This window comes from Arthrobacter sp. GmRoot5-12, from assembly GCF_059739365.1.
In genome coordinates, this window is sequence record NZ_AP046056.1 from 736750 (window position 1) to 761732 (window position 24983).

At 63.4% G+C, this 24983-nt stretch carries 18 protein-coding genes and 1 pseudogene; 7 read left to right on the plus strand and 12 right to left on the minus strand.

What is annotated here, in order from left to right; translation table 11 throughout:
- Position 1: 1 nt before the first annotated feature.
- From AC6JAM_RS03350 to AC6JAM_RS03360, 3 genes are read right to left on the minus strand one after another with little or no spacing between them, the layout of a single operon-like run.
- Positions 2-1510 (minus strand): sugar ABC transporter ATP-binding protein, encoded by a 1509-nt coding sequence (locus AC6JAM_RS03350; protein WP_497934043.1) that lies wholly within the window; start codon positions 1508-1510, stop codon positions 2-4.
- Between the two features lie 56 nt (positions 1511-1566).
- Positions 1567-2727, minus strand: coding sequence for a substrate-binding domain-containing protein (locus tag AC6JAM_RS03355; protein ID WP_018770472.1), 1161 nt, complete (start codon positions 2725-2727; stop codon positions 1567-1569).
- 44 nt (positions 2728-2771) lie between these two features.
- Positions 2772-3254, minus strand: coding sequence for a hypothetical protein (locus tag AC6JAM_RS03360; RefSeq protein WP_497934044.1), 483 nt, complete (start codon positions 3252-3254; stop codon positions 2772-2774).
- Between the two features lie 197 nt (positions 3255-3451).
- On the opposite strand from AC6JAM_RS03360, the gene AC6JAM_RS03365 reads away from it, so the two are divergent.
- Entirely contained in the window at positions 3452-4519 is a 1068-nt protein-coding gene (locus tag AC6JAM_RS03365) for a LacI family DNA-binding transcriptional regulator (RefSeq protein WP_018770474.1), read from the plus strand.
- Between the two features lie 84 nt (positions 4520-4603).
- Here AC6JAM_RS03365 and AC6JAM_RS03370 read toward each other — a convergent pair whose 3' ends face one another.
- On the minus strand, positions 4604-5659 hold the full coding sequence (locus AC6JAM_RS03370; protein WP_497934045.1) for a 2,3-butanediol dehydrogenase: 1056 nt from the start codon (positions 5657-5659) through the stop codon (positions 4604-4606).
- A gap of 14 nt (positions 5660-5673) precedes the next feature.
- Positions 5674-7473: an NAD(P)-binding domain-containing protein gene (locus AC6JAM_RS03375; protein WP_497934047.1), complete on the minus strand. Its 1800-nt coding sequence runs from the start codon at positions 7471-7473 to the stop codon at positions 5674-5676.
- Positions 7474-7644: 171 nt separating this feature from the next.
- Here AC6JAM_RS03375 and AC6JAM_RS03380 point away from each other — a divergent pair, with 171 nt between their 5' ends.
- The 4 genes from AC6JAM_RS03380 (at position 7645) to AC6JAM_RS03395 (ending at position 10751) form a co-directional block, all read left to right on the plus strand.
- Positions 7645-8931 (plus strand): GAF domain-containing protein, encoded by a 1287-nt coding sequence (locus tag AC6JAM_RS03380; RefSeq protein ID WP_497934048.1) that lies wholly within the window; start codon positions 7645-7647, stop codon positions 8929-8931.
- Positions 8932-9069: 138 nt separating this feature from the next.
- On the plus strand, positions 9070-9852 hold the full coding sequence (locus AC6JAM_RS03385; RefSeq protein ID WP_109863557.1) for a GntR family transcriptional regulator: 783 nt from the start codon (positions 9070-9072) through the stop codon (positions 9850-9852).
- A gap of 85 nt (positions 9853-9937) precedes the next feature.
- Positions 9938-10312 carry a PH domain-containing protein gene (locus AC6JAM_RS03390; protein WP_109863558.1) on the plus strand — a complete coding sequence of 125 codons (375 nt, stop codon included), beginning with the start codon at positions 9938-9940 and terminating at the stop codon, positions 10310-10312.
- Between the two features lie 118 nt (positions 10313-10430).
- Positions 10431-10751, plus strand: coding sequence for a hypothetical protein (locus tag AC6JAM_RS03395; RefSeq protein WP_109863559.1), 321 nt, complete (start codon positions 10431-10433; stop codon positions 10749-10751).
- Positions 10752-10798: 47 nt separating this feature from the next.
- Here the strand turns inward: AC6JAM_RS03395 and AC6JAM_RS03400 are convergent, their stop codons facing one another.
- The gene (locus tag AC6JAM_RS03400) at positions 10799-11794 is read right to left on the minus strand and encodes a nucleoside hydrolase (protein WP_497934049.1); all 996 of its coding nucleotides are present in this window, start codon (positions 11792-11794) and stop codon (positions 10799-10801) included.
- Positions 11795-11823: 29 nt separating this feature from the next.
- Complete coding sequence (locus AC6JAM_RS03405; protein WP_497934051.1) at positions 11824-13269, minus strand: MFS transporter; 1446 nt, start codon at positions 13267-13269, stop codon at positions 11824-11826.
- A gap of 146 nt (positions 13270-13415) precedes the next feature.
- On the opposite strand from AC6JAM_RS03405, the gene AC6JAM_RS03410 reads away from it, so the two are divergent.
- Together AC6JAM_RS03410 and AC6JAM_RS03415 are read left to right on the plus strand one after the other, a co-directional pair.
- Positions 13416-14285, plus strand: coding sequence for a ribokinase (locus tag AC6JAM_RS03410; RefSeq protein WP_497934052.1), 870 nt, complete (start codon positions 13416-13418; stop codon positions 14283-14285).
- A pseudogene (locus AC6JAM_RS03415) lies at positions 14282-14789 on the plus strand (GNAT family N-acetyltransferase). Before AC6JAM_RS03410 ends, AC6JAM_RS03415 begins: the two are co-directional and overlap by 4 nt.
- Positions 14790-14943: 154 nt before the next feature.
- Here AC6JAM_RS03415 and AC6JAM_RS03420 read toward each other — a convergent pair.
- The 5 genes from AC6JAM_RS03420 to AC6JAM_RS03440 form a co-directional block, all read right to left on the minus strand.
- Positions 14944-16107, minus strand: a complete 1164-nt coding sequence (locus AC6JAM_RS03420; RefSeq protein WP_497934053.1) for a Wadjet anti-phage system protein JetD domain-containing protein — start codon at positions 16105-16107, stop codon at positions 14944-14946.
- The gene (locus AC6JAM_RS03425; RefSeq protein WP_497934054.1) at positions 16104-19484 is read right to left on the minus strand and encodes an ATP-binding protein; all 3381 of its coding nucleotides are present in this window, start codon (positions 19482-19484) and stop codon (positions 16104-16106) included. The genes AC6JAM_RS03420 and AC6JAM_RS03425 overlap by 4 nt, the downstream gene beginning before the upstream one ends.
- Entirely contained in the window at positions 19481-20191 is a 711-nt protein-coding gene (locus AC6JAM_RS03430) for a DUF4194 domain-containing protein (RefSeq protein ID WP_497934055.1), read from the minus strand. The genes AC6JAM_RS03425 and AC6JAM_RS03430 overlap by 4 nt, the downstream gene beginning before the upstream one ends.
- Complete coding sequence (locus tag AC6JAM_RS03435) at positions 20188-21675, minus strand: DUF3375 family protein (protein ID WP_497934056.1); 1488 nt, start codon at positions 21673-21675, stop codon at positions 20188-20190. Before AC6JAM_RS03435 ends, AC6JAM_RS03430 begins: the two co-directional genes overlap by 4 nt.
- A gap of 1792 nt (positions 21676-23467) precedes the next feature.
- Positions 23468-24553: a HigA family addiction module antitoxin gene (locus AC6JAM_RS03440; protein WP_497934057.1), complete on the minus strand. Its 1086-nt coding sequence runs from the start codon at positions 24551-24553 to the stop codon at positions 23468-23470.
- Between the last annotated feature and the right edge of the window lie 430 nt (positions 24554-24983).

Consider the following 24983-nt stretch of genomic DNA (forward strand, 5'->3'; position numbering starts at 1 on the left):
GTCAGACTCCCTGGACTGCAAGTTGAAGATATTCCTCGTCAGCGATCTCGCTGCGGGGGATGTCACGGATGACGGAGCCGTCCTTGAGGACGAGGACGCGGTCACTGACCGCGAGTAGTTCGGGGTACTCGGACGAGATGACGATGACGGCCTTGCCGGCACTGGCGAGTTCGCGGATCATGTCCAGGATTTCGCTCTTGGTGCCGATGTCGACGCCGGCCGTCGGTTCATCGAGGATGAGGATGTCCGGGTTGGTGCCCAGCCATTTGGCGATGACCACCTTTTGCTGGTTGCCACCGGAGAGCAGCCGCACAGGACGGTGGGGGTGGGCCACCTTGACTGCGAACTTCTTGATCAGGGACGAGGACAATTCCTTGCCCTTGGCACCGTCCAGCAGGGGTCCCCGCTGAATCTGGCCCAGCAGCGGCAGCAGGAGGTTGTCGCGGACCGAGTGGTCCAGGACAAGGCCCTGCGCCCGCCGGTCCTCGGGGATGAGGGCAATGCCGGCGTGGATGGCCTGCTGCGGTGAGGCTAGGGTGCTTCTCTTCCCCCGGATGAGGATGTCACCGCTGTCACGCCGGTCGATGCCGAACAGGGCGCGCGCAAGTTCGGTGCGCCCGCTTCCCATGAGCCCTGCCAGCCCCAGGATCTCGCCGGGCCGAAGCGTGAAGGAGATGTCCTTCACCCGCCGCCCGACGTTCAGGCCGCGGACCTCCAGCAGGGGTGCTCCCCCATGGGCCACGTCCGCCCGCTCGCGGTAGGCAAGTTGGCCTTCGATTTTCTTGCCAACGATGCCTTCGACGATCTGTTCGGGCGTCACCGCGCTTAATGGTTCGGTCAGGAGCCGGCGGCCGTCACGGAGAATGGTGATCCGGTCCGCGAGCCGGTAGACCTCGTCCATCCGGTGGGAGATATAGATGATGGAAATCCCGCGCTGCTTGAGCCGGTCAATCAGTTCGAAGAGCGCTTCGGACTCGTGCCGGGCAAGGCTGGCGGTGGGCTCATCCATGATCAGCACCTGCGCATTCTGCGAGAGTGCCTTGGCGATCTCGGTCAGCTGCCAGTACGCGGTACCCAGCCGGGAGACCTCAGCCTGGGGGTCTACATCGACCTCCATGTCGGCGAAGATTTCCTTGGCCCGCCGGACCGAGGCCCTGTCGTCAATGAACCCGCCCGCACCGAGTGGCTCGGCGGCAAGGAAAATGTTCTGGGCCACGGTCAGGCTGGGTACCAGGCTGAATTCCTGGAAGACCATGCCGATGCCGGCTGCCTTGGCTTCCTGGATCGAGTTGATGACGGTGGGTTTCCCGCCGATGCGGATCTCGCCCGCGTCCATCTGGTAAACGCCCTGGAGGATCTTCATGAGCGTGGATTTTCCGGCGCCGTTACCGCCTGCCAAGGCGTGGACTTCGCCCTTCCGGACGTCAAAGCTGACGTCCTTCAGCACGGAGACGCCATTGAAGCCTTTGGAGATCGAACGCATTTCGACGGCATTGTCTGCGGTGTTCATTGTTGCCCTTTCGGGACCATGCGGGGGCATTGCAGCCCCCGCACGGTCGGCTCTGGCTACTTCTTGTAGGACTCTTGGATGTCCTTGGGGGCGTCCTCGTGGTAGACCTGCTTCCAGGCCTCCAGGACGTTGGAGTGGTCCACGGGCAGTGCGCTCAGCGCCACGTAGGCCGGTGCCTGCTTGCCGATGAGGGCTCCTGCGGCCAGCCGGGCCTCAGTGACACCCTGGTCGAAGGGAACCTGGGCGCCGAGCCCGACGACGAGCTGGTCTTTGGCCAGGGCGATGGCGACGTTCTTGCCGAGGTCCTCGGTGGCGATCTTCAAGTCCGGCCGGCCCGCGGCGCGGGCGGCAGCCATGACACCTTCGGCCGGGACATCCCATACCGCCCAGATGCCGGAGAGGTCGGCGTACTTGCTCAGCATGGCGTTTGCGGCTGCCTGCGCATCACCGGCGAAGTCCGGACCGGCGATCCCCTTCTCTTCGACGATCTGGATCCCGGGGTATTCCTTGGTGATCGTTTCCTTGAAGCCCTGGTAACGCTGCTTGGTCACAAAGAAGTCAGCCTGGTGGAAAACAAGCCCGATTTTGCCCTTGCCGCCGATGGCCTTGGCCATCTGGTGTGCGGAGACGACGCCGTTTCCGTAGTTGTCGGCGGAAACGACCGAAACGTAGTCCTTGCCGGCGGTCAGTCCCTGGGGGATGTTGTCCATGAAGACGAGCTTGGTTCCGGCGGCAGCGGCCTTCTTGTAGGCCGAGGAGGTGGCCACGGGGTCGGTGGGGATGGACACAATGATGTTCGGGTTCTGTGTCATGACGGTCTCGATGTCCGAGACCTGCTTGTCCGGCTTGAAGTTGGCGTCCGTTGTCGCAATCACCTGGATGCCGAGCTTTTCGAACTCGCTCTTGAGGCCGTTGGTCTGGGCGTTGGCCCAGTCGTTGCCGCCGTAGTGCATCACGATGGCGGCTTTGGCATTGAGTGCCTTGATTTTTCCAATCTCTTCGGGCGTCAGGTCCGCAACGGAGGCCGGGGACGGAGTTTCGCCGTTGGGACCCTTGCTCATGACCTGTCCCTTGATCTTGTCTAGGGCCTGCTGGGCCTTCTCGGAAACGCCGGCATCAGGGGCATTGGAGGTGCCCGCTGCTGAACTGCTGCAGGATGCGACGGAAAGGGACAGAGCTGCGGCCAAGGCCACCAGGGGAAGCCTGCGGATCATCATTGTTCTCCAGTGCTTGTATGGAATGGGTGGTGTGGTTGTTTGAATCAGGCCAGCGCTATGGCGAGGGCAGGGGGAACCGGCGACAGGACAAGGCAGCCTGCGGCTGCGGCTGTGCGGACAGCGGCCGCCTTGTCGGCAGCCTTCACGAAGGCTTCCGCGTGGACCTTGTCTACGAAAAGGCCCAATGAACACGGCCCGTGGTGGGTTTGCACCCACCGCACCGCCTCCCCTGCCACCTTTGCCATGCCGCCGGCGGCCTGGACCACTGACCCCTGGATGGTCGTCAGTGACACAGGCGTGCCGGATTGGTCGAGGGAGACAACCAGGCTTGCCCAAAGGGTGTTGTCATCGAATACGCCGATAACAGCCGAGGAACCGGCGGGGACAAAAGTGCGGACAGCTGCTGCGAGATCATCACGTGCTGCGCCTGTAAGCAGTACCTCAAAATGAGCCCACTGGGCTTCATCGACGTTCCGGAAGCTGGTCCCTGGATTGAGTGAAAGAGCGGCCGCGATTGTGTCGCTCATGCCGCTCACTCTCTAGTCCAAGTTTGCCTCGTGAACGTTTACGAAGCTTCCGTGAACGTTTACGGTAATCAGCGTAAACGCTAACGGAGCGCGTGTCAACGGTCACATGGCAGGCTGGTGCAGGGGCAGGGACGTAAGCTTAAGCGGGCTCACAGCTGTCCCAGGCTCAGGTCGCACAGCGCAGGACAAGGAGAGGCATGGCAGGCATGGCAGTCCGCCGGGAGGGCAATGACGGGCCTCCGGCAGCGCCGTCGCGCAGGAAACCCACCATCAACGATGTGGCGCAGATGGCGGGCGTCTCCTTTGGCACTGTCTCGCGGGTCCTGAACGACGCGCCGGACGTCAGCGCCTCAACCCGCGAACGCGTTCTCCAGATCATCAAGGACATCGGCTACCGGCGGAACCGGGCGGCCACTGCACTGGTTACCAACCGCTCGACGTCCATCGGCATACTCTCCGACGGCTCGCCGCGGTTCGGCCCGGTGGGAACGCTCCTGGCGCTTGAAAACGTTGCGCGGAAGAAGGGCTTCGCCACAACGGTCATCAGCGTTGAGAAGCCCTACGAAGAGTCTGTCCAGGACGCCCTCGACAGCCTGGACGACAGCGGCGTGGGAGGGATCATCGTCATCGCGCCGGTTGTGGATATGGCGGCAGCCGTCTGGAACGCCACATGCCGTGTACCGGTGGAGATGATCGCCGCCGGAGCCTCCTCGACTCCCAATGTCTTCACCTACTCGGAAAACCAGGAACTCGGAGCGAGGCTTGCCACCCAGCACCTCATAGACCTGGGCCATACGGACATCGCCCATATTGCCGGTTCCATGGACTGGTTCGATGGACGGGTCCGCAAGCGTGGCTGGGAAGCGGCACTGCGGGATGCGGGGCTGGAGCCGGGGCTTTGCATCGAAGGTGACTGGAGCCCCAAGTGGGCTTATGAAACGGGCCTCCGGTTGGTACGCGAGGGGAAGGTTCCGCAGGCCATTTTCGCCGCCAGTGACCACACTGCGCTGGGGCTGATCCGCGCTTTCACCGAAAACGGCATCCGGGTTCCGGACGATGTCAGCATCGTGGGATTCGACGACGTTGAGGGGTCTGACTATTTCCTGCCTCCCCTGACCACGGTGCGGCAGGACTTCAACGCGCTGGCGCTGATGAGCACCGAGGTGCTCATCGGTGCCATGGAGGGGCGGGACGTGGACCGCACGCCCATCCCGCCCACCCTGGTGGTGCGCAACAGCGCCCGCCAGGCAGCTCCCCACAAGTAGAAAGCTCGCAAAGGGAAGCCCGACGGCGGCACTTGCGTCCCGCCGTCGGCCTTCCTTCCATGCCACGCGTCTAGCCGCCAACACCTACGGGTGCACCAGCACCTTCACCGCGGTGTCCTTGTGGTTGATGAGGGTGTCGAAGCCCTGCTCCACCAGGTCCTCCAGCGCGATCCGGCCGGTGATGAACGGCTTGAGGTCCACCTTGCCCTCCTGCACCATCTTGATGACGGCGGGGTGGTCGCGGACGTAGGCGATGGTGCCGCGCAGGTCGATCTCCTTGAGCACAATCTTCTGCATGTCCACGGTGGCGGGCGCGCCCCAGATGGACACGTTGACCACCACGGCGCCGGGCCGGACGGCGTCGAGCATGGTGTCCAGCACCGCGTTCACGCCGGCGCATTCAAACGCGACGTCGGCCCCCGTCCCGCCGGTGAGCTCCCGCACCCGCGCCGGGACCTCCTCCTTGCTGGGGTCCAGGACGTGGTCCGCCACGCCACTGGAGGTGGCCTTTTCCTTGCGCGCCTGGGTGAGCTCGCTGATGATCGTGGTCACCCCCATACCTTTGAGAACCGCCGCGGTGAGCAGTCCGATGGGCCCGGAGCCGCCGACCAGCGCCGTGTCGCCCGCCTTCACGCCGCTACGCGCCACCGCGTGGTGCGCCACGGACAGCGGCTCGATCAGCGCCGCCTCGTCCAGGGGTATGTCCCCAATGGGGTGCACCCACCGCTGGTCCACCACGATCTTCTCGCTCAGCCCTCCCCCGCCGCCTGAGAGCCCGATGAAGCCCATCTGCCGGCACAGGTGGTAGCTGCCGGCCTGGCACATGTCGCAGGTTCCGTCCACGAAATAGGGTTCGACGACGACGTTGTCCCCCTTCGCCAGGCCCGTCACCCCTTCGCCCACCTCGGAGACAGTCCCGGAGAATTCGTGCCCCAGGGTCACCGGAGATTCCTCGTGGGAGAGCGGGTGCGGATGGCCCGGCGCCGGGCAAAAGATGGGCCCTTCCAGGTATTCGTGCAGGTCCGTGCCGCAGATGCCGCACCACGCGACGTCGATGGCCACCGCCCCGGCGCGGAGGTCCGGCTCCGGGATGTCCTCGATGCGGATGTCCTTGCGGGCGTGGAATCGTGCTGCCTTCATGATGGGTTCTTCCTTTAGCGGGTGTGGTGGCTGGGCTGCAGTTCGTACACCGGCGTCTCCAGGCCTTCCATCCGGGCCTTGAGCTGCAGGGCCAGGTAGGAGGAGTAGTGCCGGCTCTGGTGCAGGTTGCCGCCGTGGATCCAGAGGTTGGGGACGTTGGTTGGTTTCCACATATTGCGCAGCTCCCCCTCCCACGGGCCAGGGTCTTTTGGCGTGTCTGAGCCGTATCCCCAGCACTTGCCAACGCGGTCCGCGATTTCGGGCGAGACCAGGTCCGCCAGCCACCCGTTCATGGAACCGTAGCCGGTGGCGTAGACAATCAGGTCCGCCTCCAGCTCGGTCCCGTCCGCCATCACCACGGCGTTGCCGGTGATCTTGGAAACCTGCCCGGACTTCAGCTTCACCCGGCCATCGATGATCAGCTGGGAGGCGCCGACGTCGATGTAGTAGCCGGAGCCGCGCCGCAGGTACTTCAGGAACAGGCCGGACCCGTCCACGCCGAAGTCCAGCTCAAAGCCGGCGGCCTCCAGCTGGGAGTAGAACTCCGCGTCCCGCTTGGCCATCTCCTGGTACACCGGCACCTGTGCCTCGGGCAGGATCCGGTACGGAAGGGACGCGAAGAGCAGGTCGGCCTTCTCGGTGGTGACGCCGTTGGCCAGCGCCTTCTCCGAGTACAGGTCCCCCAGCGCCAGGTCCATCAGGGATTCGCTGCGGGCGATGTGCGTGGAGGAGCGCTGCACCATGGTGACGTCGGCGCCGTGCTCCCACAGGTCCGCGCAGATGTCATGCGCGGAGTTGTTGGAGCCGATCACCACGGCCTTCTTGCCGGTCCAATCCCCGCCGCCGGGGTGCTGGGAGGAGTGCCGCTGCTCCCCCAGGAAGGACTGCGCGCCGTCGAACGCGGGGATGTTCGGGTAGCCGGAGACGCCCAGGGCGAAGACCAGCTGCTTGGGCCTCAACGTCACTGGTGACCCGTTGCGGAGGACGCTGACCGCCCATTCCTGCGTGCCGTCGTCGTACTCCGCGCCCACGCACTCCGTGCCGGACCAGTAGTTCAGCTCCATGATGCGGGTGTAGTGCTCCAGCCAGTCGCCGATCTTGTCCTTGGCGGCAAAGACGGGCCAGTCGTCCGGGAACTTCAGGTACGGCAGGTGGTCGTACCAGACGGGGTCGTGCAGGTGCAGGGACTTGTAGCGGTTGCGCCAGGAGTCGCCCGGGTTCTGGTTCTTCTCGATCACGAGGGTGGGCACGCCCAACCGCTTGAGCCGCGCTGCGAGGCCGATGCCGCCCTGCCCGCCGCCGATGATCACGCAGTAGGGCTGCTCCTCGTAGCCGAGCCGCGTCTCCTGCTCCTCCTTGAGCTCCTTCCAGGACCGGCGGCCGCGGACGATTTCGTGCGCCACGCCCTGCTCCCGGCGCGGGCCCTTCTTCTCCCCGAAGCCCTTCAGCTCCTGCATGGTTGTGAGCAGCGTCCAGCACTTGCCGTTCCGCAGCCGGAGGTGGCCGTAGCCGCGGGCCACGCCGGTCTCGAACGTGATCCAGGCTTCCACGGTCCCATCAGGAGCGGCGCTGCCGGTGGCGTCCTCCGCGAGCGCCCAGTTGGCCGGCTGTACGTGGTCCAGCGTGGCCTCGAGCATGCGGCGGATGTCCGCCTTGCCTTCCAGGGTTTTAAGGTTCCAGGTGAACGCCACGAAGTCGCGCCAGTAGCTCTCGTCCTCGAACAGGTCCAGCGCGGCGTCCACGTCGCGCCGCTGCAGCGCGCCGTCCAGGCTGGCCAGCCAGGCCTGTGCTGCGGCGGTGGGTGTTTCGGTCATCTCCACTCCTTTGTGTGCGGTCCCTCAGGTGGTCCGGGCGGCTCCGTCCCGCCGGGGTCCCTGCGGTATGCTGGGGCGGGCGTGAGCTGCATCACTATTGGAGCCCTGTGGGGGTAACAAGCGCGTTACACGGGCACTGCCGGCAAGGACGCCGGCGGTGAGGAGGAGACGGTGGACTACGGCCTGAGGTTTTCGGACCCGGCGAAGTACGCGCGTGCCCTGCGCCGCGCGCACGAGCTGGTCATCTCCGGTGTCCCGCGCCCTGAGATTCCCGTTCCGCTGGCGGAGTCCTGGCGGCGGTCAATGGCGCTGGGCATCAGCCCGGACCAGCACAGCCCCCGGCACCTCCATGATCCGTCCGAGGTGCTGCAGCTGCGGCGCGAGCACCGGCTGCAGCGGGTGATGCCGGCGCTGCAGGACCTGCTGGCCGACGATTCCAGTTCCGGCCGGCACCTGCTGGTACTCACCGACGCGACCGGCGAGATCCTGTGGAGGGTGGGCAGCCGGGAGGCGCTGCGGCGGGCGGACCGGCTGGAGTTCTCCGAGGGGGCAGACTGGTCCGAGGCGGGGATAGGCACCAACGCCATCAGCGAGGCGTTGGTCACCGGCGGGCCGGTGCAGCTGTTCTCCGCCGAACACCTGGTCCGAACCCACCACGACTGGGCCTGCACCGCGGCGCCCATCACTGACCCTTTGACTGGCGCATTGCTGGGCGTGCTGGACGTTTCCGGGCCGCTGGATACCATCAGCGCGGACACGCTGCGGATGGTGCGGTGCGCGGTGCGGGTGGCGGAGTCACTGCTGGGAACGTCCGACGGCGGCGGCTCCCTGGGTGCGTCGTCTTCCGTTAGTGCGTCGCGGCAGGGTGTGCGGCCGGCCGGTGCTGCTGTTTCGTCGCTGGAGCTGCTCGGCGACCGGCCCGCGGCGGTGTTTGCCGACGGCAGCCGGGTGCCGCTGACGCTGCGCCGGGCCGAGATCCTGGCGCTGCTGGACTCGCGGGCGCAGGGATGGAGCGCCGACGAGCTGGCCTATGATCTGCACGGAGATACGGGCACGCCGCAGGCCATCCGGACCGAGATGTTCCGTGTGCGGTCGCTGCTGGGTGATGCTGTGGAGTCCAACCCCTACCGGCTGGCTGCCGGGCTGGCCGGGTGTTCGGATTCGGGGCGGGTACTGCGGCTGCTGCGCGAAGGCCATGTGGCTCAGGCGCTGGAGGCGTACACCGCTCCCCTGCTCAGCCGGTCCGGGGTGATGGCCGTGCAGCTGCTGCGGGACCAGCTGGACCTGGCCGTCGGTTCGGCGGTGCGGGCCAGCGGGGATGCCGGGCTACTGATGCGGTGGCTGTCCACGGACATGGGGGCTGCAGACACGGAGGGTGTGAAAGCACTGGGACAGCTGGTGGGACGTGATGATCCCCGGTATTCGGCGTTCCGCGCGTCCTCTGCGTCCTGTGGCTGAGCCTGCCAGAACGCCGTAATTCAACTTGGCAGGAGCCCCGTGGTTGTCATCGAACCGGCTCGCCTTGTCCAACAAACGCGTCGGACGTTGAAGTAGGCTGGAAATCCCCAGACCACCACCACAAAAGCGAGGCATAACGTGCACCAGGACGCCGCCCGGTTCCTGTCCCAGCCGGTGGCCGCCCAGCCCGGCGCGCCCCTACGCGTCGCTGTGTACTCGCGGATCGCCGAGGCCATCCGCAATGGCCTCCTCACCCCCGGCTCCATGATTCCCACCGAAACCGAGCTCGGCACGGATATGAAGGTCAGCCGCACCGTGGTCCGCGAAGCCCTGATGCTGCTCGAGGAGGACGGCCTAATCAGGGCGCGGCGCGGCGTCGGACGCTTCGTCTCGGACACACTCCCCCGCATCGGCATTGAACGCATCCAACCGTTCGAGGACGTCCTCGGCAGCCCGGGCCAGCCGGCGGAGGTCAAACGCACACAGGTGATCAAGCAGGCGGCCTCCGAATTCGTCGCCCCCGGCATCGGCGTCGAGCCCGGCACCGACTGCTGGCTCTGGGAATCGGTCCTGATCCGTGACGGCGAGGCGATTGCCCACCTACAGGAGAACGTCACAGCCCAGCCGGTCAGCTTCGGCAAGGGCCCCGCAGCGCCCCTTGAGATAGAGGACGACGGCGGCACCACCTTACTTGCCGCGCTCAACAAGCAAGTGGGCAGATTGGCCGGCCCCGGCGAGTGCCAGATCAGCCTCAGCCAGGTGGGCCCCAGCAGGGCGAAGCTGCTGGACCTGCGCCCGTCGGACCCGGTGCTGGTGCTCACGCAGTACGTGCAAAAAGGCAACCGGCCCTTCTATCTCGCCAAATGCCTGGTGTCCGCCAGGGCGGGCCACCTTTCGGTGATGCAGCAGTTCCAGTCCTGACCCCAAGCTCAGCGCGCCTGAACGTCGACGACACGGAGTTTGAGAGACTGGGCGGGTTCGTGAACCAAGGAAGAGGGGGCGCCTTATGGAGGCAGCAGCAGTAACAACGTGGACGTTCGTCGAGGAATGTCCTATCCCACAGGATGTAATGGAGCTGATGCTCCCCGGTGAGCAGCCGGTTGCGGCTTACAGGACGTTCCGGGACAGCGCCATCTTCACCACCAAGCGCATGATTGTCCGCGATGCCCAAGGCATCACGGGCAAGAAGGTGGAGGTGTACTCATTGCCGTACTCCGCTATCAACATGTGGTCTTCCGAGAACGCCGGCAAGTTCGATCTCGACGCCGAATTGGAACTATGGACCCGGGCAGGTCATATCAAAATTAAGGTCGGCAAGAAGGTGGACGTTCGCCGACTCGACATGCTAATCGCACATTCAGTAATCGGATCGCAGAACTAACCTGGACAATATCGAAACGGCGGGAGGAATACGTCGCGCCGTTCCGGGATCCTCGGTTGGATCGAGGACCCAGCTTTCGACTCTGGTCCGTCCCTCGCGCCGATCGGTACGATGAGCCATGACAAGCAAGGACCCGCTGGCATTCCTCCGACAGACCAGCCAGCGCCATTCAGAGCAACAACTCGAGCTCGCTTCCAACGTCCTCGAAGCCTTCAATGCCATGCACGACGCCGAGCGCGTGTTGTATCAAGCAAGACGCCGCTACATAGAGTCTTTCAAAAGAGCCAAGGGCGCGGGATGGAAAGCGCAGGAACTACGGGACGCCGGTTTTCCGTCGCCGAAAGTTTCCGTGCTCAAGAGGAGAATGGACTACCGCTACCTCATGCTACCGCCGGCCGACTCTGCTGAAGGGGCGAACTCGGCGTCAACAACCAAATAAGGCATCTCAATCGTCCAAGTGTGGGGTGTCATGCCCGACGGGGCGCGTCAGGCGGCGGAACCTGCTGAGGCGAGCTCCGCCGTCGTGCCTTCAAAGTATTCAAGCACCGTCTCCACCAGGTGCGGGGCGAAGTCCTCCTCCAGCGAGAGCACCACGCGGCACCGCGCGCCGGACACCGGAGGGTAGCCGGCGTACAGCCCGCGCATGTCGCACACGGTCTGCCCGCGGCCGGGCCCGGAGGAGGTGTCGACGGCGGCGCGCACCGCAGGTGCCGACGCAGGCTTAACAGCGCCGACGGCGAGCGCCGCCGCCAGGGGATCGTGCATGGCGGAGCAGGGCCGGCCGTAGATGTCCTCGTAGAACCGGAAATAGTAACCGAGCATCTCCCCCAGCGCCCGCGGCACCGGCGCGGTAGATGACAACAACAGTTGCCGGTGGGATTCCTCCAGAACCGAAGCCATGGTGACGTCCAGCGGCACCAGGGTCACGTCCCAGTCGGCGGCCAGCACCAGGGCGGCGGCCTCGGGGTCGTGCCAGATGTTCGCCTCGGCCAAGGGCGTGATGTTCCCCGGCGCCAGCGCGGCCCCGCCCATCACGGTCACCGACTCCACCAGGGACGGCAGCGCAGGCTCCAGGCGCAACGCCTCGGCGATGTTGGTCAGCGGCCCGATCGCCACCACCCGCAACGTACCGGGATAGGTGTGTGCCAGCCGGACCAGCATCTCCGCCGCGGACTCGGCAACGACAGAAGCAGCAGAAGCAGCCAGCACAACCTCCCCCACACCGTTCTCCCCGTGTACCCACGGCGACCCGCCGCCAAAGGAGCCAGCCAGCGGATCGTGCGCACCAACCGCCACCGGCACAGAAGCGGCCCCGGCCAACGAAAGTAGGTCCAAAGTATTTCGGGCGCCGACCGCGGCACTCACGTTCCCGCTCACCGTCCCGATGCCCACCACCGAAGCAAGCGGAGAGGCGAGCAGGTAGGCCAAGGCGAGGGCGTCGTCGATGCCGGTGTCACAGTCCAGGTAAACGGGGGCAGTCACAATAGATTCCTTCGAAATAGATAGAGGGGTTAGACCGTCTCGCCCTTGGGGGCGGCGACGAAGAGGCTGACGATGAACGCGGCGGCGGTGATGCCCACCGAGATCCAGAGGGCGGTGGCGTACCCGGCGGCCGTGGCCTGGGCGGCGAACGGCGCCACGAGCACGACGCCGAGGCTCGCCCCGATCCCGAACGACGCCCCGTTGATGCCGGGCAGCGCAGCCGGGGCCTCCTTGGGCGAGAGCAGCACCGAGAGTCCGTTGATGGCGGTCAGGAAGAAGCCGTTGTAGAAGATCCCCAGGCAGGCAATCGCAATAAACACCGCCACGGGGCTGGAGGAAAACAGGGCAGCAACCACGGCACACACCAGGCTCAGCGACGTCCCCAAACGCAAAGTACGCACCCAGCCGCGCCGGTCCGCCAGCCACCCCGCCAAAGGCGCGGCGAAGACGCCAATCAGCGCGGCGGGGGTGAGGAACAGCAAAGCCGAGATGGAGGCGGAAAGCCCGAAGCCGCCGTCGGAATCCTGGCTCAGCAGCACCACGGTGAAGTTGATGACCGCGAAGATGCCGGCCAGGGTGAGGACGGTGGTGGCGATGACCGGCCACACCTGGCGCGAGCGCAAATGGTGCACGGCGATCAGCGGGTGGCTGCGGCGCTTCTCGATGAACCAGAATCCCGCAAAGGACAAAACGGTGCCGGCCAGCAGGGCCAGGGCGGTGGGCGACGTCCAGCCGGCGGCCGAACCGTCGGACACGAAGTACGTCAGGAACACCAGGAACAGCGAGAGGGAGCCGGCGCCCCACCAGTCCATGGCGCCGCGCACCCCAACAGGCCGGCCGGCGGGCACCAGCCGGAAGATGCACAGAGCGGCGACGGCGGTGAGGACGAGCACGACGACGAAGATGGACCGGAAGCCGAGGGTCTCGGCCATGAGCCCGCCCACGTAGCCGTCCACGCCGCCCACTCCCCCGTTGATGGCGGCGATGATGCCCACGGAGGTGCCGAAGACCTTGGCCTGCAGGTTCTCGCTGAGCACGATGTAGGCGAGCGCGAACACGGCGCTGGAGACGCCCTGCAGGAACCGGCCGGTGACCAGCAGCGGCAGGGTGGGCGCGGCGATGCAGAGGATGGTGCCGGCGCCCATGATGCCCAGGACCAGCAGCAGCGCGGCGCGGCGGCCGATGAAGTCGCTCCACCGGCCGATCACGGGCCCGGCGATGGCGCCGGCCAGGAAGAACATGGACTGGACGGGGGCGGCGCTGTCCGCGCTTTCGCCGAAGCTCGCGGCGATCTGCGGCAGCGCGGGGGTGACCATGCTGGCGTTCAGCTGGAAGGACAGCACGCCCAGCAGCAGGGTGGAGATCAGCAGCGCGGCGCGCCGGCCGGAGAGCCTGGCCGCGTCGTCGTCGGGGATGACGACGGCGGCGCGTCCTTCCGCGGGAGGCGCGGCTGCGGCGGGGGTAGGGGTGTTCACATCAAACTCCTTTGTTCGAGCAGAAGGGATCGTCTTTCGTGGCGATTCGAGTTGTTATACAACCATGTATGACTCACAAGTACAACCATGCGCTACACTTTTTCGAAAGCCCGGCTTCCGGCCCTCCCCCTTCAGAGAGTTTTCCCATGCACACAACACGTCCTGCCGTCACCGTGGTCGGCAGCATCAACCTGGACCTGATCGCCACCGCCGAGCGGCTTCCGACGGCGGGCGAAACCATCGGCAGCGCGCTCCTGTCCGAGCAGCCCGGCGGCAAGGGGGCCAACCAGGCCGCGGCCGCTGCGCGCCTGGGCGGCAGCGCCAGGATGGTCGGCGCCGTGGGCCCGGACGCCTCCGGGCAGCGGATGCTGGACGCTCTGGCAGCTGCCGGCGTTGATACCTCCGACGTGGCCGTCCTCCCCCAGCCGACCGGCACCGCGCTGATCGTGGTGGACCGCGACGGCGAGAACCAGATCGTCGTGTGTCCGGGCGCCAACTCGCACCTGTCGCTGGACGGGGTGGAGTTCGGCCCCGATGAGACGGTGCTGTGCCAGCTAGAGGTGGGCCTGGATGTGGTGCTGGAAGCGGCCCGGAAGGCGCCCGGTTTCTTTGTGCTGAACGCGGCGCCGGCCAAAGACCTGCCGGCGGAGCTGCTGGAGCGGTGCGACCTGGTGATCGTCAACGAGAGCGAGTACGCCCTGATCCCGGCCCTCGTGGAGGCGAAGCTGGTGGCGGTGACGTACGGCAAGGACGGCTCGGCGATGTTCGAGCACGGCCGGAAGGTGGCCGAGGCACCGTCGGTTGCGGTGGCAGTGGCGAACACCGTGGGTGCCGGCGACGCGTTCTGCGCCGCCCTGGTCCTGGCGTTGCGGAGCGGGCTGGATTATTCACGGGCTCTGGCCGTGGCGAACGCCGTGGGTGCCGATGCGGTGGGTGATCCGTCCTCGCAGCCGGATTTGGCACAGCTGGGCCACTACGTGGAGCGGGCGGCCGCTGCGTCAGGCGCTTCCTCGTGAGTGTCACGCTGCCGTTGACTCTTACCTTCCGGCGGGCGGTGCGGGCAGACTTTCGGGAGGTCCGCCGCATCACCCGCGACGCGTACGTCCGGGCCGGGCACTTCCCGGCCGACCACCCGTACATGAGTGTGCTGGAGGACGTCGAGCACCGGGCCGAGCACGCGCAGGTGTGGGTGGCGGAGGCCGCCGGGAAGGTGGTGGCCGCAGTGACGCTGACGTTCGCGGGCCAGCCGTACAGCGAGATCGCGCGGGACGGGGAGCTGGAGTTCCGGATGCTGGCCGTGGACCCGGCGTGTCAGGGCGTGGGCGTGGGCCGGGCCATGGTGCGTGAGGTTGTGGAGCATGCCCGGCATCGGGGCGATCAGCATCACCAGCGCCCCGTTCATGGAACGGGCCCACGCGCTGTATGAGTCGCTCGGCTTCCGGCGCACGCCGGAGCGGGACTGGTACGTGCCGGGCGAGGAGGTGCTGCTGTGGGTGTTCCGGCTTGACGTCAATGAGTGAGACGTCGAACGCACGAGCGGTGGAGCATAGCGACACGTGAGCCTCTAAAGGTGGCCAGGGAGATCAGGCACCTATTCGCCACTTCCATGCCACCTCGCAGCCTGGGCTCTACAGCCCGGCGTAGTTTCATAAAACCAGCCACTAAGGTTTGACCTCAGGGAAGAGAAACACAGGCATCCTGTTGAGCCTTCACTAGAAGCGCCTTGGCAACATCCAGCGGTATTCGTTCCTGTTCGAGTCGGTATGGCCCATTTCGCCCCGCACTCGTTAGTACCTCGTAGGCGGCCCGCTCTGCTTCGGTCAGCCTCGGCAGAGGCTTCCGTCGCCGAAGCAGGCTCTTCCCGTCTCGGTCCTGGGTAACACCAAACCTCCCATACTCTTCCAGCGTGGCCACGTCCATCAGCAGTGTGCGAACGTTCAGCCCCTGCCGCCGGTACTGCTCAATGATCTCGAAACCTTGCGCGTCAAGATCGCCCCAGTAGTAAATATTTGGGCAGCTCTCTACCCACGGAAGTTCCTTCAGAAGTACCGGGCCTGCATTTCCTCCACCTTGAATGGCTATGCCTTGCTCCATCTGGGGAAAGAAAAGGGCGGTGTCCTTGTTCTCAGTGATGATGATCTGATGCGGCATGTAACAGAGACCAGTCATGTCGCCTTCGGTGGCGCTGTCATACCGCCGCCCGCCGCGGCGAAGGTGCTGAGGGTCGAGATAGGTAAAGTGAACCGTCCGCGGTCTGCGGACTAGTCCGAAGTCCTGCTTGCCGCTAAGGGCAAGGACCAGGTGCTGTCTGGTGTTCAGCCATTTGCCGTCAATGCCCTCGATGGGCACCTGCCTCGGAGTTAGGCCTTTGGCGTCATGGTTCCGGAACCAGTCTGCTGCTGTAAGCAGGAGATCAAAGTCAACATCGCTGAGCTCGGTGAGCTCTCGAAGCAGGGGTGCGGCGTCCGCACGGGGGAAACGGGTGAGGAGCGTGGATTGACGCGCTCTAGCCGTCACAATTCGGTCAGTCCATCTGCCGCCGAGTATGTGCACGGCTGCATCGAGGTCCGGGACAATCAGGTGGGTCGGTAACCTTTGAGACGTGCCGTGGACACGACGGCGGGCGTTGACCAGGTCAACTCCATGTGCGACCGCCCAGTCCTGCCAGGTGTGTAGCCAGTTCATTGCGCCGGAGAAGTCGGACTCCAAGGCCGCGCCGGATAGGGTGCCGAGGAAGATCCGCCGAGGCCAATTAGTGACTGGATCAAGCACCGCCTGCTGCCAGTGACCTTCCATCCATCGGTCCAGTTCGTTGAGGACATGTTCGGGGGCTTTCATACTGTCTCCAGCCCGGCAGTCAAAGCGAAATCTGGTATCTCTCGCATCGGGCTGATCCGCGAGTAGCAGTCCGGCTTATTAATTCCGAGGATCAGGTCCACATGCTTCTCGATACCGCTGACTTTGTCCAAAGGAGCCCCGATGATGAGCTGAAACCCAAGTTTCTTCCACGCACCGACCGCCCTTCCGGCGAATTCGGCGTCGGCTTTGATGAAGCCCTCGTCGAGCAAAACCGGTGCGAAGCGGGGCCGTGTGGTGCTTTCCTCGTCACCGAGTTGGTAGCGCAGGGCGGCTCCGACGATAAATGCGACGAGTTCCTGCGTTTCGCCCCCACTCTTCCCTCCGAGGCTGTCATAGACGCTTAACTGGCTTCCATCTGCGTCGACTCGCTCGGCTGTGATGGTGATGTGCCGGTGTACGTCCAAATACGTTTCGCGAGTATTGGTGGCTCCCTTTGGCAAGGTGTCAGGCGTGCGGATGAGGGTGATGAAGGATTCGATCTCCCGAAAGCGGGCGTCGGTCTCTTCGTCGGTGAAGCTGACGGTGGCACCTTCGGCGATCTTCCGCAAGCGCTGGATGAAGGTGCGCACCTGCTGACTTGGCAGGCGGCGCAGGGTTATACGCAGGTGGTCACGTTCCCGGCCAAAGGGGATATGGGTGAGTATTGCGTTGACAGCGTCAAGGCGGTCCTCGATGTGATTCACTGCTTGGCGCATAGTGTGGGCCAGGGGGACGAGGTCGCGTCCCGTCCACTGGGCCATTTCCTTTTTGAAATCCTTACGGCGCTCGGCCAGACCCTCCGCAACGAGCCCGTCCAGGATTCTTCGGTAGTCCGGATAGGACTCCACGTCCTTGCCCAGGTCGCTGTCCTCCCACAGGCGCTGATAGTGCTCGAACGTCCTGCGCAGCGCGTCGGCAGCCTTTGATTCTTTTTCGCTGGCCTCTTCTGCCCTGGCAGAAAGGTGACGCCTCACCATGTCGAATGAATCCTTTAGGCGAGACAGGTCCCCGGGCATCCCGAATTCAACAAGGGCGGCGTCGAGGCTGGTCCGCTGGTCATCGTTGAGGACAGTGTTGGCCGCTGCTGCTTCGATGCCGTTACTTACAACGTCCTGCCGATCCACGAGAGGGCCGTGCTCGTTGTCCAAGTCATTGATCTTGGTCTCCGCATTCACTCGGCAGCGGTTGGCTTCGCCGTATTGCTCGTCGAGGTCATGCCATTCCTTTTCGAGGGCGGCCAGCACCGAACTGGCCCCGCGAAGCCGGTCCTTTTCCGCTCTTGCCGCCGCAATTCGGTTATCTACGCTAGCGACGTCGATCCTCTGCCAGGAAATGTAACGCACATAACCGTACGCCTCGTGACGCCGGCGCAGGCTCTTGCTCTGCTCCTCGAGGCCCTTGCCGTTCCTGAGAAGCGCAGCAAGTTCCTTATCCAGAGCATCGAGGCGCTCTCCCACCTGCTGGCGGTAGATATCGTTGGAGAAACCGAGAACGGACTCTCCGGCCCGTCCGCCGTGTGCTCCGCGATTCCCGTCCTTAACCTGACCTGTCACCGTCACCTGCCGCATACCGCCGTCGATAAAGTCGCGGGCGGTTTCCACGCGCTCGTGATCGAATCGCTTTGCCACTTGCTGCTCTATCCAACCGCGGAACGGTGAGTCGGCGAACTCCAGCGTGGCAGCCAGGGTCCCGTCAGGCATCTGCACGCCGGAGAGGCCGGTAGCGACAGCGACGAAATTGATGCGATCGGATAGCGGCAGCGAGTCGATACTGCGCCGGAAGCCGGCCGCTGAGTCTCGGTCCACGAGCATGGTGGTGGCAAAGCTGCGCATGACCAGTTCGGCCGCATCCCGCCACTGCTCGTGCTCCTTCCCTATGTCAATCAGCTCGGCAATAAACGGCAGGTCCGTCGGATCCATTCCGGCCAAAGCTGCCATCTTGGCGCGGGCTTCTATAAATCGACGGGGGAGCTTGGAGCTACGCCCCTTTAGCGACTCGTGCTCCTGTCTCACTTCGTCCCGGTCTTCCTGGACCCTCCATGTCCGATGTTTGATGACGTCTATACGCTGGGCCAGGTCCTCGTCATGCTGTTCATAGGAACGTACAAACTGCTGGGCTTCCCGGGTCAGGGACTCGAAGGCCTCCTTGTCCTGTGGTGCAGGCCGACTGAGAGGCCGGATGAGCTCTGTGAAACTAAGTAGCTCGTCGCTTGCCTGCGCCCGTTCGATGGCGAGAGCATCGATGCGGCTTTCAAGTTCTTCCAGCGCCTTGCCGCCGTTGGCCCGCTGGTTTTCCCGGTTCCGGTCCAGCCGCTTCTTCAGGTCCTGCTCCTCAGCGGCTGCTCTGCGGAATGCGTCAGTGGCGATTTTGTGGTCGGCGCGATTGACGTCCACGGCCGCGTCGAGGAGATCCCGCTCCGTGATCAGCTTCCATAGCAAGAATGGCGTCGGCCCGTCAACGTGGATACGGAAGGTGTCGATCCCATCGCGGGCCTGCTGCGCAGCTGTCATGTCCTCGTGAAAGCTCGGGATTGGTTTGAGGACCTCGACCTTTTGGGCAGCAGTCTGCATGGCTTCGTGGGTGTTGGCCAAGTCGTCGAAGTGGCTGATCACCTCATCGGCTTTCTCATACGTTTCGGGCTTTTCCAGCACGAGCTGTTTATAGAGCACGTCGACAGATTTGAATTGGTGTCCACCCTGAATCCGGGAGAGCAATTTCATGGCTTTGGCACCATCCCCGTTCTGGCCGATGCCGAGCTTAGTATGCAGGGCCTGCGAGAACGTAGCGTACGAGTCATAGCTGCGCATGCTCGGGTACCGGCCCGTCAGCGCCCGGGGCAGAAATTTGTCGGCGGAGAATTCTTCCATTTCCTTCAGGTTCAAGACCCCGTCCATGGTAAGCATGCGCATGGTCAGGTCAGCGGCGGTGGAAGCGCCAGCCTTGGCATGGTAAAGGCGCACAACGGTGAAAACCCGGTCGCCGTCGTTGCGGAAACTAGCTGCAATCGCAGACCAGGTGGCGGTACCGCTGCCCCGGAGCACGTCGTCGACGAGCTCCCCGGTTTCCTCATCCCGCACGGTGTCTACGGCGCCCCGGATATAAGAAAGGGCGCTGCGCTGGTCCTTGCCGCGTGCACGTCCCTTGCCCTCGTTGGAGGCGCCGTTGAACGGGGTGTTGGAGTCCATCATAAGGGCCGTGTACGCGTCAAGAAGAGTGGATTTGCCAGTCCCGGAGGGTCCGCTGATGAGGGTGGACCAGGCGAAGTCGGCGCAATGATAACCATGGAAGGTGCCCCAGTTGACCAGCTGCATCCGATAAAGCTGCCACTGTGGGATGTCCTCGAACATTTCAACTGAGAGAATGGGAGTGCCGCTCATATCTGTGTATCGCCTTCCAAGTCGCTAACAATCCACTGCCGCAGTTCGCGCAGCTTCTCAACTGTGAGCACGGAGTTGATCACTGGGGCAACCCGCAACCGTTCCGCGTCACCGTCGGTTTTGATGAGAATGCCTTCATCGATCAGCCCTTTGACCGCGTTAACCTCACGCTGTCGCGTGTCGACGTAATTTGTGGCGTCGGGCCGCCGGTAAGTTTCCAGCCAGCTCAGCAGTTCCTGGCGGTCCACGTGCACCGAGGCCGCACCGCTCGACCACTCGCGAGCATAGAGCTCGCGCAATTCGACCAGCAGGACGGTTTCCTCAAGCGTGTACTGTCGGTCATGCAGCAGCGTCGGAAAACTGCCGCCTGCATCCGGTATGGCGCTGCGCTTGTACGCGAACTGCCGTTCCTCGTCCAACACGAGCACCTGGAACAGTTCGTTGAGGCGGGACTCGATCGCTGTACGCGATTCAAGCAGGGTCTGCCAGTCGCGCGGATACCTGTCCGCAGCAAGGTACTTGCGCTTGAGCAGGATCACCAAAGTCCGGCGCTGGGCGAACGTCAGCTCTCCCTTGTCCCCTTCGAACAACCCACCCCCGGGGTCCGGTCCATCGTGGTCCGGGGCGATGTCGGCTAAGTCGTCCTCCAAGTCCACGGTGTCCTTGATGTCATCCGGTGGGTCGTAATCGTTCATTTGGTCGGTCACTGGTCCTCCTCAGTTGCGGCGAGCGCAGCGCGCTCCTCATCGGTAAAAGTCAGGCGGGGTGCTCGGTACACCACGCGGGTGCCGTCAGGGCGTACTGCTTCGAACATGTCTTCGGCCGCGCTCCGAGCGAGTGCAGCGCCTGAGACGTGCAGGATGCCGAGCACTTCTACTGGCCGCCGATCGATAACTGGTAGGCGGTTGAATACCTCGGCGGCAGTCAGAGTCCGATCCTCAGCCAACCCGCGCAGGAGGGCTGAGCGCAGCAGGGCGAAGGCTGGACCACCCTGCTGCCGGACTTGCTCGACGGACAGAGCCATGGCATCTTGCCCAGTGTCCTCCAGCGGGGGTGGCGGCGCGTGGTCTGCCGGATCGTAGGGCCGCTCACGCAAAGTGGCAACTTCGAGCTTCGCCGGCGTCAGCGGCAGCTCGGTGCGCGTTCGCACGCCGGAGCGTTCAATACGTTCGGCTAGGTTCTGTTTGAGATGGTTCAACAGCTTGTCAAGTTCACGGCTGCGCAAGGCATCTTTCTGCGCCAGATTGGCACGGAGGGTGGCGGACAGATGTCGCTGCTGGTTCTGAATGGTTTCCACCCCGCGCATCAATAGCCCGGCGAGCGCGGTGACCCGCTCCCGGTCGTTACGGGACAGAACTTGCGAGAACGGGTGCGCAAGGATGGTGTCGATGTCCTGCCGCAGGTCCGCAAGCATTTCCTCCCGGGCAAGCAGATCGAGCGCGCCTTGGTAGGCACGGCCCTCCATGGAGTGGTTGAGTACATCGCGCGAGCGCTGCAGGTAGTCACCCACGACCTCGCCCTTGGGCCGCTCGTCGGTACGGAAGTCGCCGATGATCTCCCTGTGCAGCTTGGAGACGATCTCCTCAACCCGTTTGAAGTCGGAGGGAAGATCATTCAATAGATCCGCGAGGTTCCGGAAGGCCTCCAGCATTCGGTCATCGGAGGCAGTCTCGATCACGCCACCCTTGGCGATACGGTCCCTCTCGGCTGTGAGCCGAATGATCTGCTCGTTCAGAATTCGGAGCCGCGCGTCCCGGTCGGGGTTTGCGTCCATGGCACTGCTTCGCGCGACCTCAAGGATAGTTCGGATGCGGGACTCGGACAGCAGGGCGCGCTCACTGCCTAAGTTCTGCACAAAGTCGATCGCCTCCTGCGTCTGTGAGGTGAGAGCATAGAATTCATTGCCGTCCTCCCGAGAGTCCAGGACCAGCCATTTGCGTCTTACCCAGTACCGGCACATCTGTCGTGCCTCGGAGGGGTCCGGTGATTCGTGTCCACTGCCGCCGAGAACTTCGAACAGAGTCTGCACGTGGGCATGAAACGCCAAGGCTGCCACCTGAGTGACGTCACGCGAGAAAGTCGCCCGGAAGATGGCAACGACTAGCGGAGCTTCCTTCCTGTTGAGCAGCCCAAGTGCCGGCCTGGCGAATGCCGCCTCTGCCCTGTTGAGCTCAAATAAAATGTCCGCCACGATGCCTCCTTCGGTGACAGGGTATGTGGCAGCCCCGACAAAAGCGCACCAGTGGCTTGAACTGGGGCGGGGGTATCAACATCAAGCACTCCACTTCGGTTCGGACGGAATGGACGGGGATGGTCTGGCGCGAGTACAGCGATTACGTTCTGGCCGCCTCCTCCAAAGTCGGCCCGGGCCCGTTCCACCCCTGTTGGGCCGGCTTTGGTGCGGACAGGCTAATGACGGCAGCAGACCTGCAACAGCTCTCCGGGGCGTACTCACAAGCGTCCTGCCTCAGCGTGCAGGGGAGGCGTATGTGAAACTGCTTGTCGAAGGCAGCATGCTTTCTGAGCTTTCAAGGCCACCGGGGTGTCACTGCCTGCGACCAACTTGCGGCAGGCTGGTCCGGCAAATCTTCGACGATCAGGGTGTGGTCATCCCTTTGATTCCAACGGGAAAATGACGGTGCCCTAAGTCGAAGGCTGCAGGTTGAGGTCCATACATGACGGAACAGTGATTAGGCGTGTCCTGATCTACAGGCAGGAGTTCCTGGCACACCTGGATCCTGGGCACGTGTTGGCTGGGCGTGAGTGTCAGGTCTGCTTAGCTGAGCGCGGGTGAACGATCTCCGCATGTCCCTTTGTGACCGCAGCTGGACTCTGCAAAAGGATTGAGGTGCTTATTGCTACCGGAGACTGCCGGACGATGGCCGATGCGCCCGTCTCCCTATCGACAGTCGCGACGGGACGGGACGACGTCGCGGGTAATTTGAGAGGGCGTTATGGTCCTGTTTGACGACATCGAACGCCTCGAGGTCGCATCTATTCGCAGAGGCGATGCATTCGACCATGGTGTTGATGCCTGGGTAGTAGGCGTCAACCTCAGGAGTAATCGGATCAGTCATTATGACCTCCCTTTGGGATCACTGACCGAGGTAGGAGTAGTGCCTTGGTGGCAACTGACATCTCCGCTAGAATCGCACATACCACTAACCATGGGAACTTGCGGTTCTTACCTCGAGTTGCAAAGCGGGCCCGTTCGAGCGGGCCCGCTTTTTTGTGCCTTTCGGACACGTAGTCACAGTACTCACGTATTAGCTTCAGCGCAAGAGCGATGTCTTGTACGAGATATTTGCTTATAACTTGATTATGGATCGCAAGAAACATATGATCGCGCGCTCAAGCTCTACCCGGGCCGACGTTGTTCATTCCGTTCCCGCGGGTGCGGCTGGATGACGGCGGAAGGCCAACCGGGGGTTCTTAGCGGTAGCGTCACCGATAGCTGATGGCAGGGGGTTGGGGCCCACATCCGCAGCTGTGACATTGACGGGACGGTTCGAAAAGTAGGCCAGGTGGGACGCCAACTCCCACGAATGGTCATATTTTTTCCTACTCTGGCCGATAAACGGGTTACGGCACCGGGGCGCGGATCCCTATGGCGCCCGAGCGAGGCGGCGGTACGACTCCAGGCGATAGACAGGCGTTGGTGGCCCCGCGCAGAACGGACGCTGCGCGTTAGCTTCGATGCGAATTTCTATCAATGAGAGGGCAAGGACCTCGGCACTGCCGGGTAAGACCCGTGCAGGCTGGCCGTTCGTGACCGTACGGCCATGCTTAGCTTCGCAAATGCGATTCCATGCGCACCAAACATCACCATAAGTCTAAATTTAGGGGTGCGTCCCCATGGCAGTCCTCCTGCGATAATACTCGGGCACTCATGGCTCGCACTCGACTCGAAAATCAATTACGGGACCTTGCGGAGACTGACATTATTCTTCGCGCTAAAACCGCCTCACCCAAGCCGGGTATATCTAGGTCCAGCTTTCAAGAAAAGAACCGACAGTCGGCGCATCCTTGGCAAGAACCGTTCTCCAGTCCAAGTACTTGTCCATCTGGAGGCGGCCCAGGATCACAACAGGATGCACTCCGGCCTGCTTCGCAGCGCGTTCAATCCAACCTTTCCGTATGACGCTCGGCGGCGTGGGGAGGCCGTCCGGTAATTGCCATTCATTTGCTTGCCGATCAGCTTCTTGCTCCTGAGGCTGGTCGACCTGTCCGGCACCCTCATCAATGAAAAGTCGATCTTTCGACACATGTCCGAGAACGATATGTGCCGTTTCGTGCAGCAACGTGAATAGGACGCCGTCTAAGCGCTTGGCTCGCCCTGACAATGCGACTACCGGCTGATCCGAGTCCTCGTCAAGCAGGAACGATGCGCCGTTGAGCTTGCTGCCCGGGAGCACCTCAACATAGACAAGACGCACTCCTACGGCAGCGAACCGCTCAGGCAGGCTTTGAAACTGCTCAGGATTGACAACGATTCGAGATAGTTCACCTGCGAGCTGCCTCAATCTGCTTTGGTCGTACTTAGCGACTCCTAAATGCTGGGCCTTCTTCCGGGCGCAAGCCAACCAAGCCTTTTGTGTAGGTGTCGGGGCCTCGTCTCGGTTAGAACGCCGAGCGGCTGCCAGGAACCTCGGAGTCTCTTCAAGACTCCTAATCTGGAACAACTCCTTCAGTTCAGCTTCCTGCTCGGCCAACGAGTCACCTGATATCAGGTTCTGCTTACGCAATAGTGACACCGGGGCAAGTTCATTCATTCGAGCACGCAGTCGAACGTCCTCGAGTTCCTTCCGCTTCGCTTCATTCTGTACCTGGCTCCACAGGATGAACGCGTTCTGGAGGTTCAACCAGTACTCAGGAGGAGTACCGAGAGCAGCTGCTATCTGCGCTGCTGACTCTCGGGTAATTTCCTTCTTGCCGGAAATGATTTCGGAAACAAACTGAGGCGGACGCCCAAGAATTTGTGCGAAGTCACTCTGTGACCAATGACGAGCTTTAAGCGCCTCTGCGAGGGTCTCACCCGGAGGAAACGCTTCAGCTAGTTCACGTGCCATAAGTATCAACTCCCTTCCTTGTAGTCGTCCGGTCCAGCCCCTGAGATAGTTGGTCGCTTTCTATCTTTGAGATCGAATCTGAACATTAGTCTGTATTGGCTCTCAATCCATTTTGGAGCAGAGGCTATTGCCGTCGTCCCACTGTCTTTCAAGGCCTGTAAGCGCGAGCAGGTTCTGTTCATTCGCCGCAGCTTCGAGCTGTTGTATGCACCAGCGATCTGCCCTTGTAACGCTTTTGGGCCACCGGGACGTTGTATGCGTGGGTATGTAGGAAAGGAGTCGAAGGTCCCCATCTTCGCAACCAACCTGCACTCCGCTAACCGCCCTCACCTGTGGTGTGATTAGAGCATACCGGAATGGCTTAGGGGTGCCCTGACCCAGGACTTGCCGGCTTTGAGCAGTTGTCTTTGGCCAGTTGACCATCCCACCA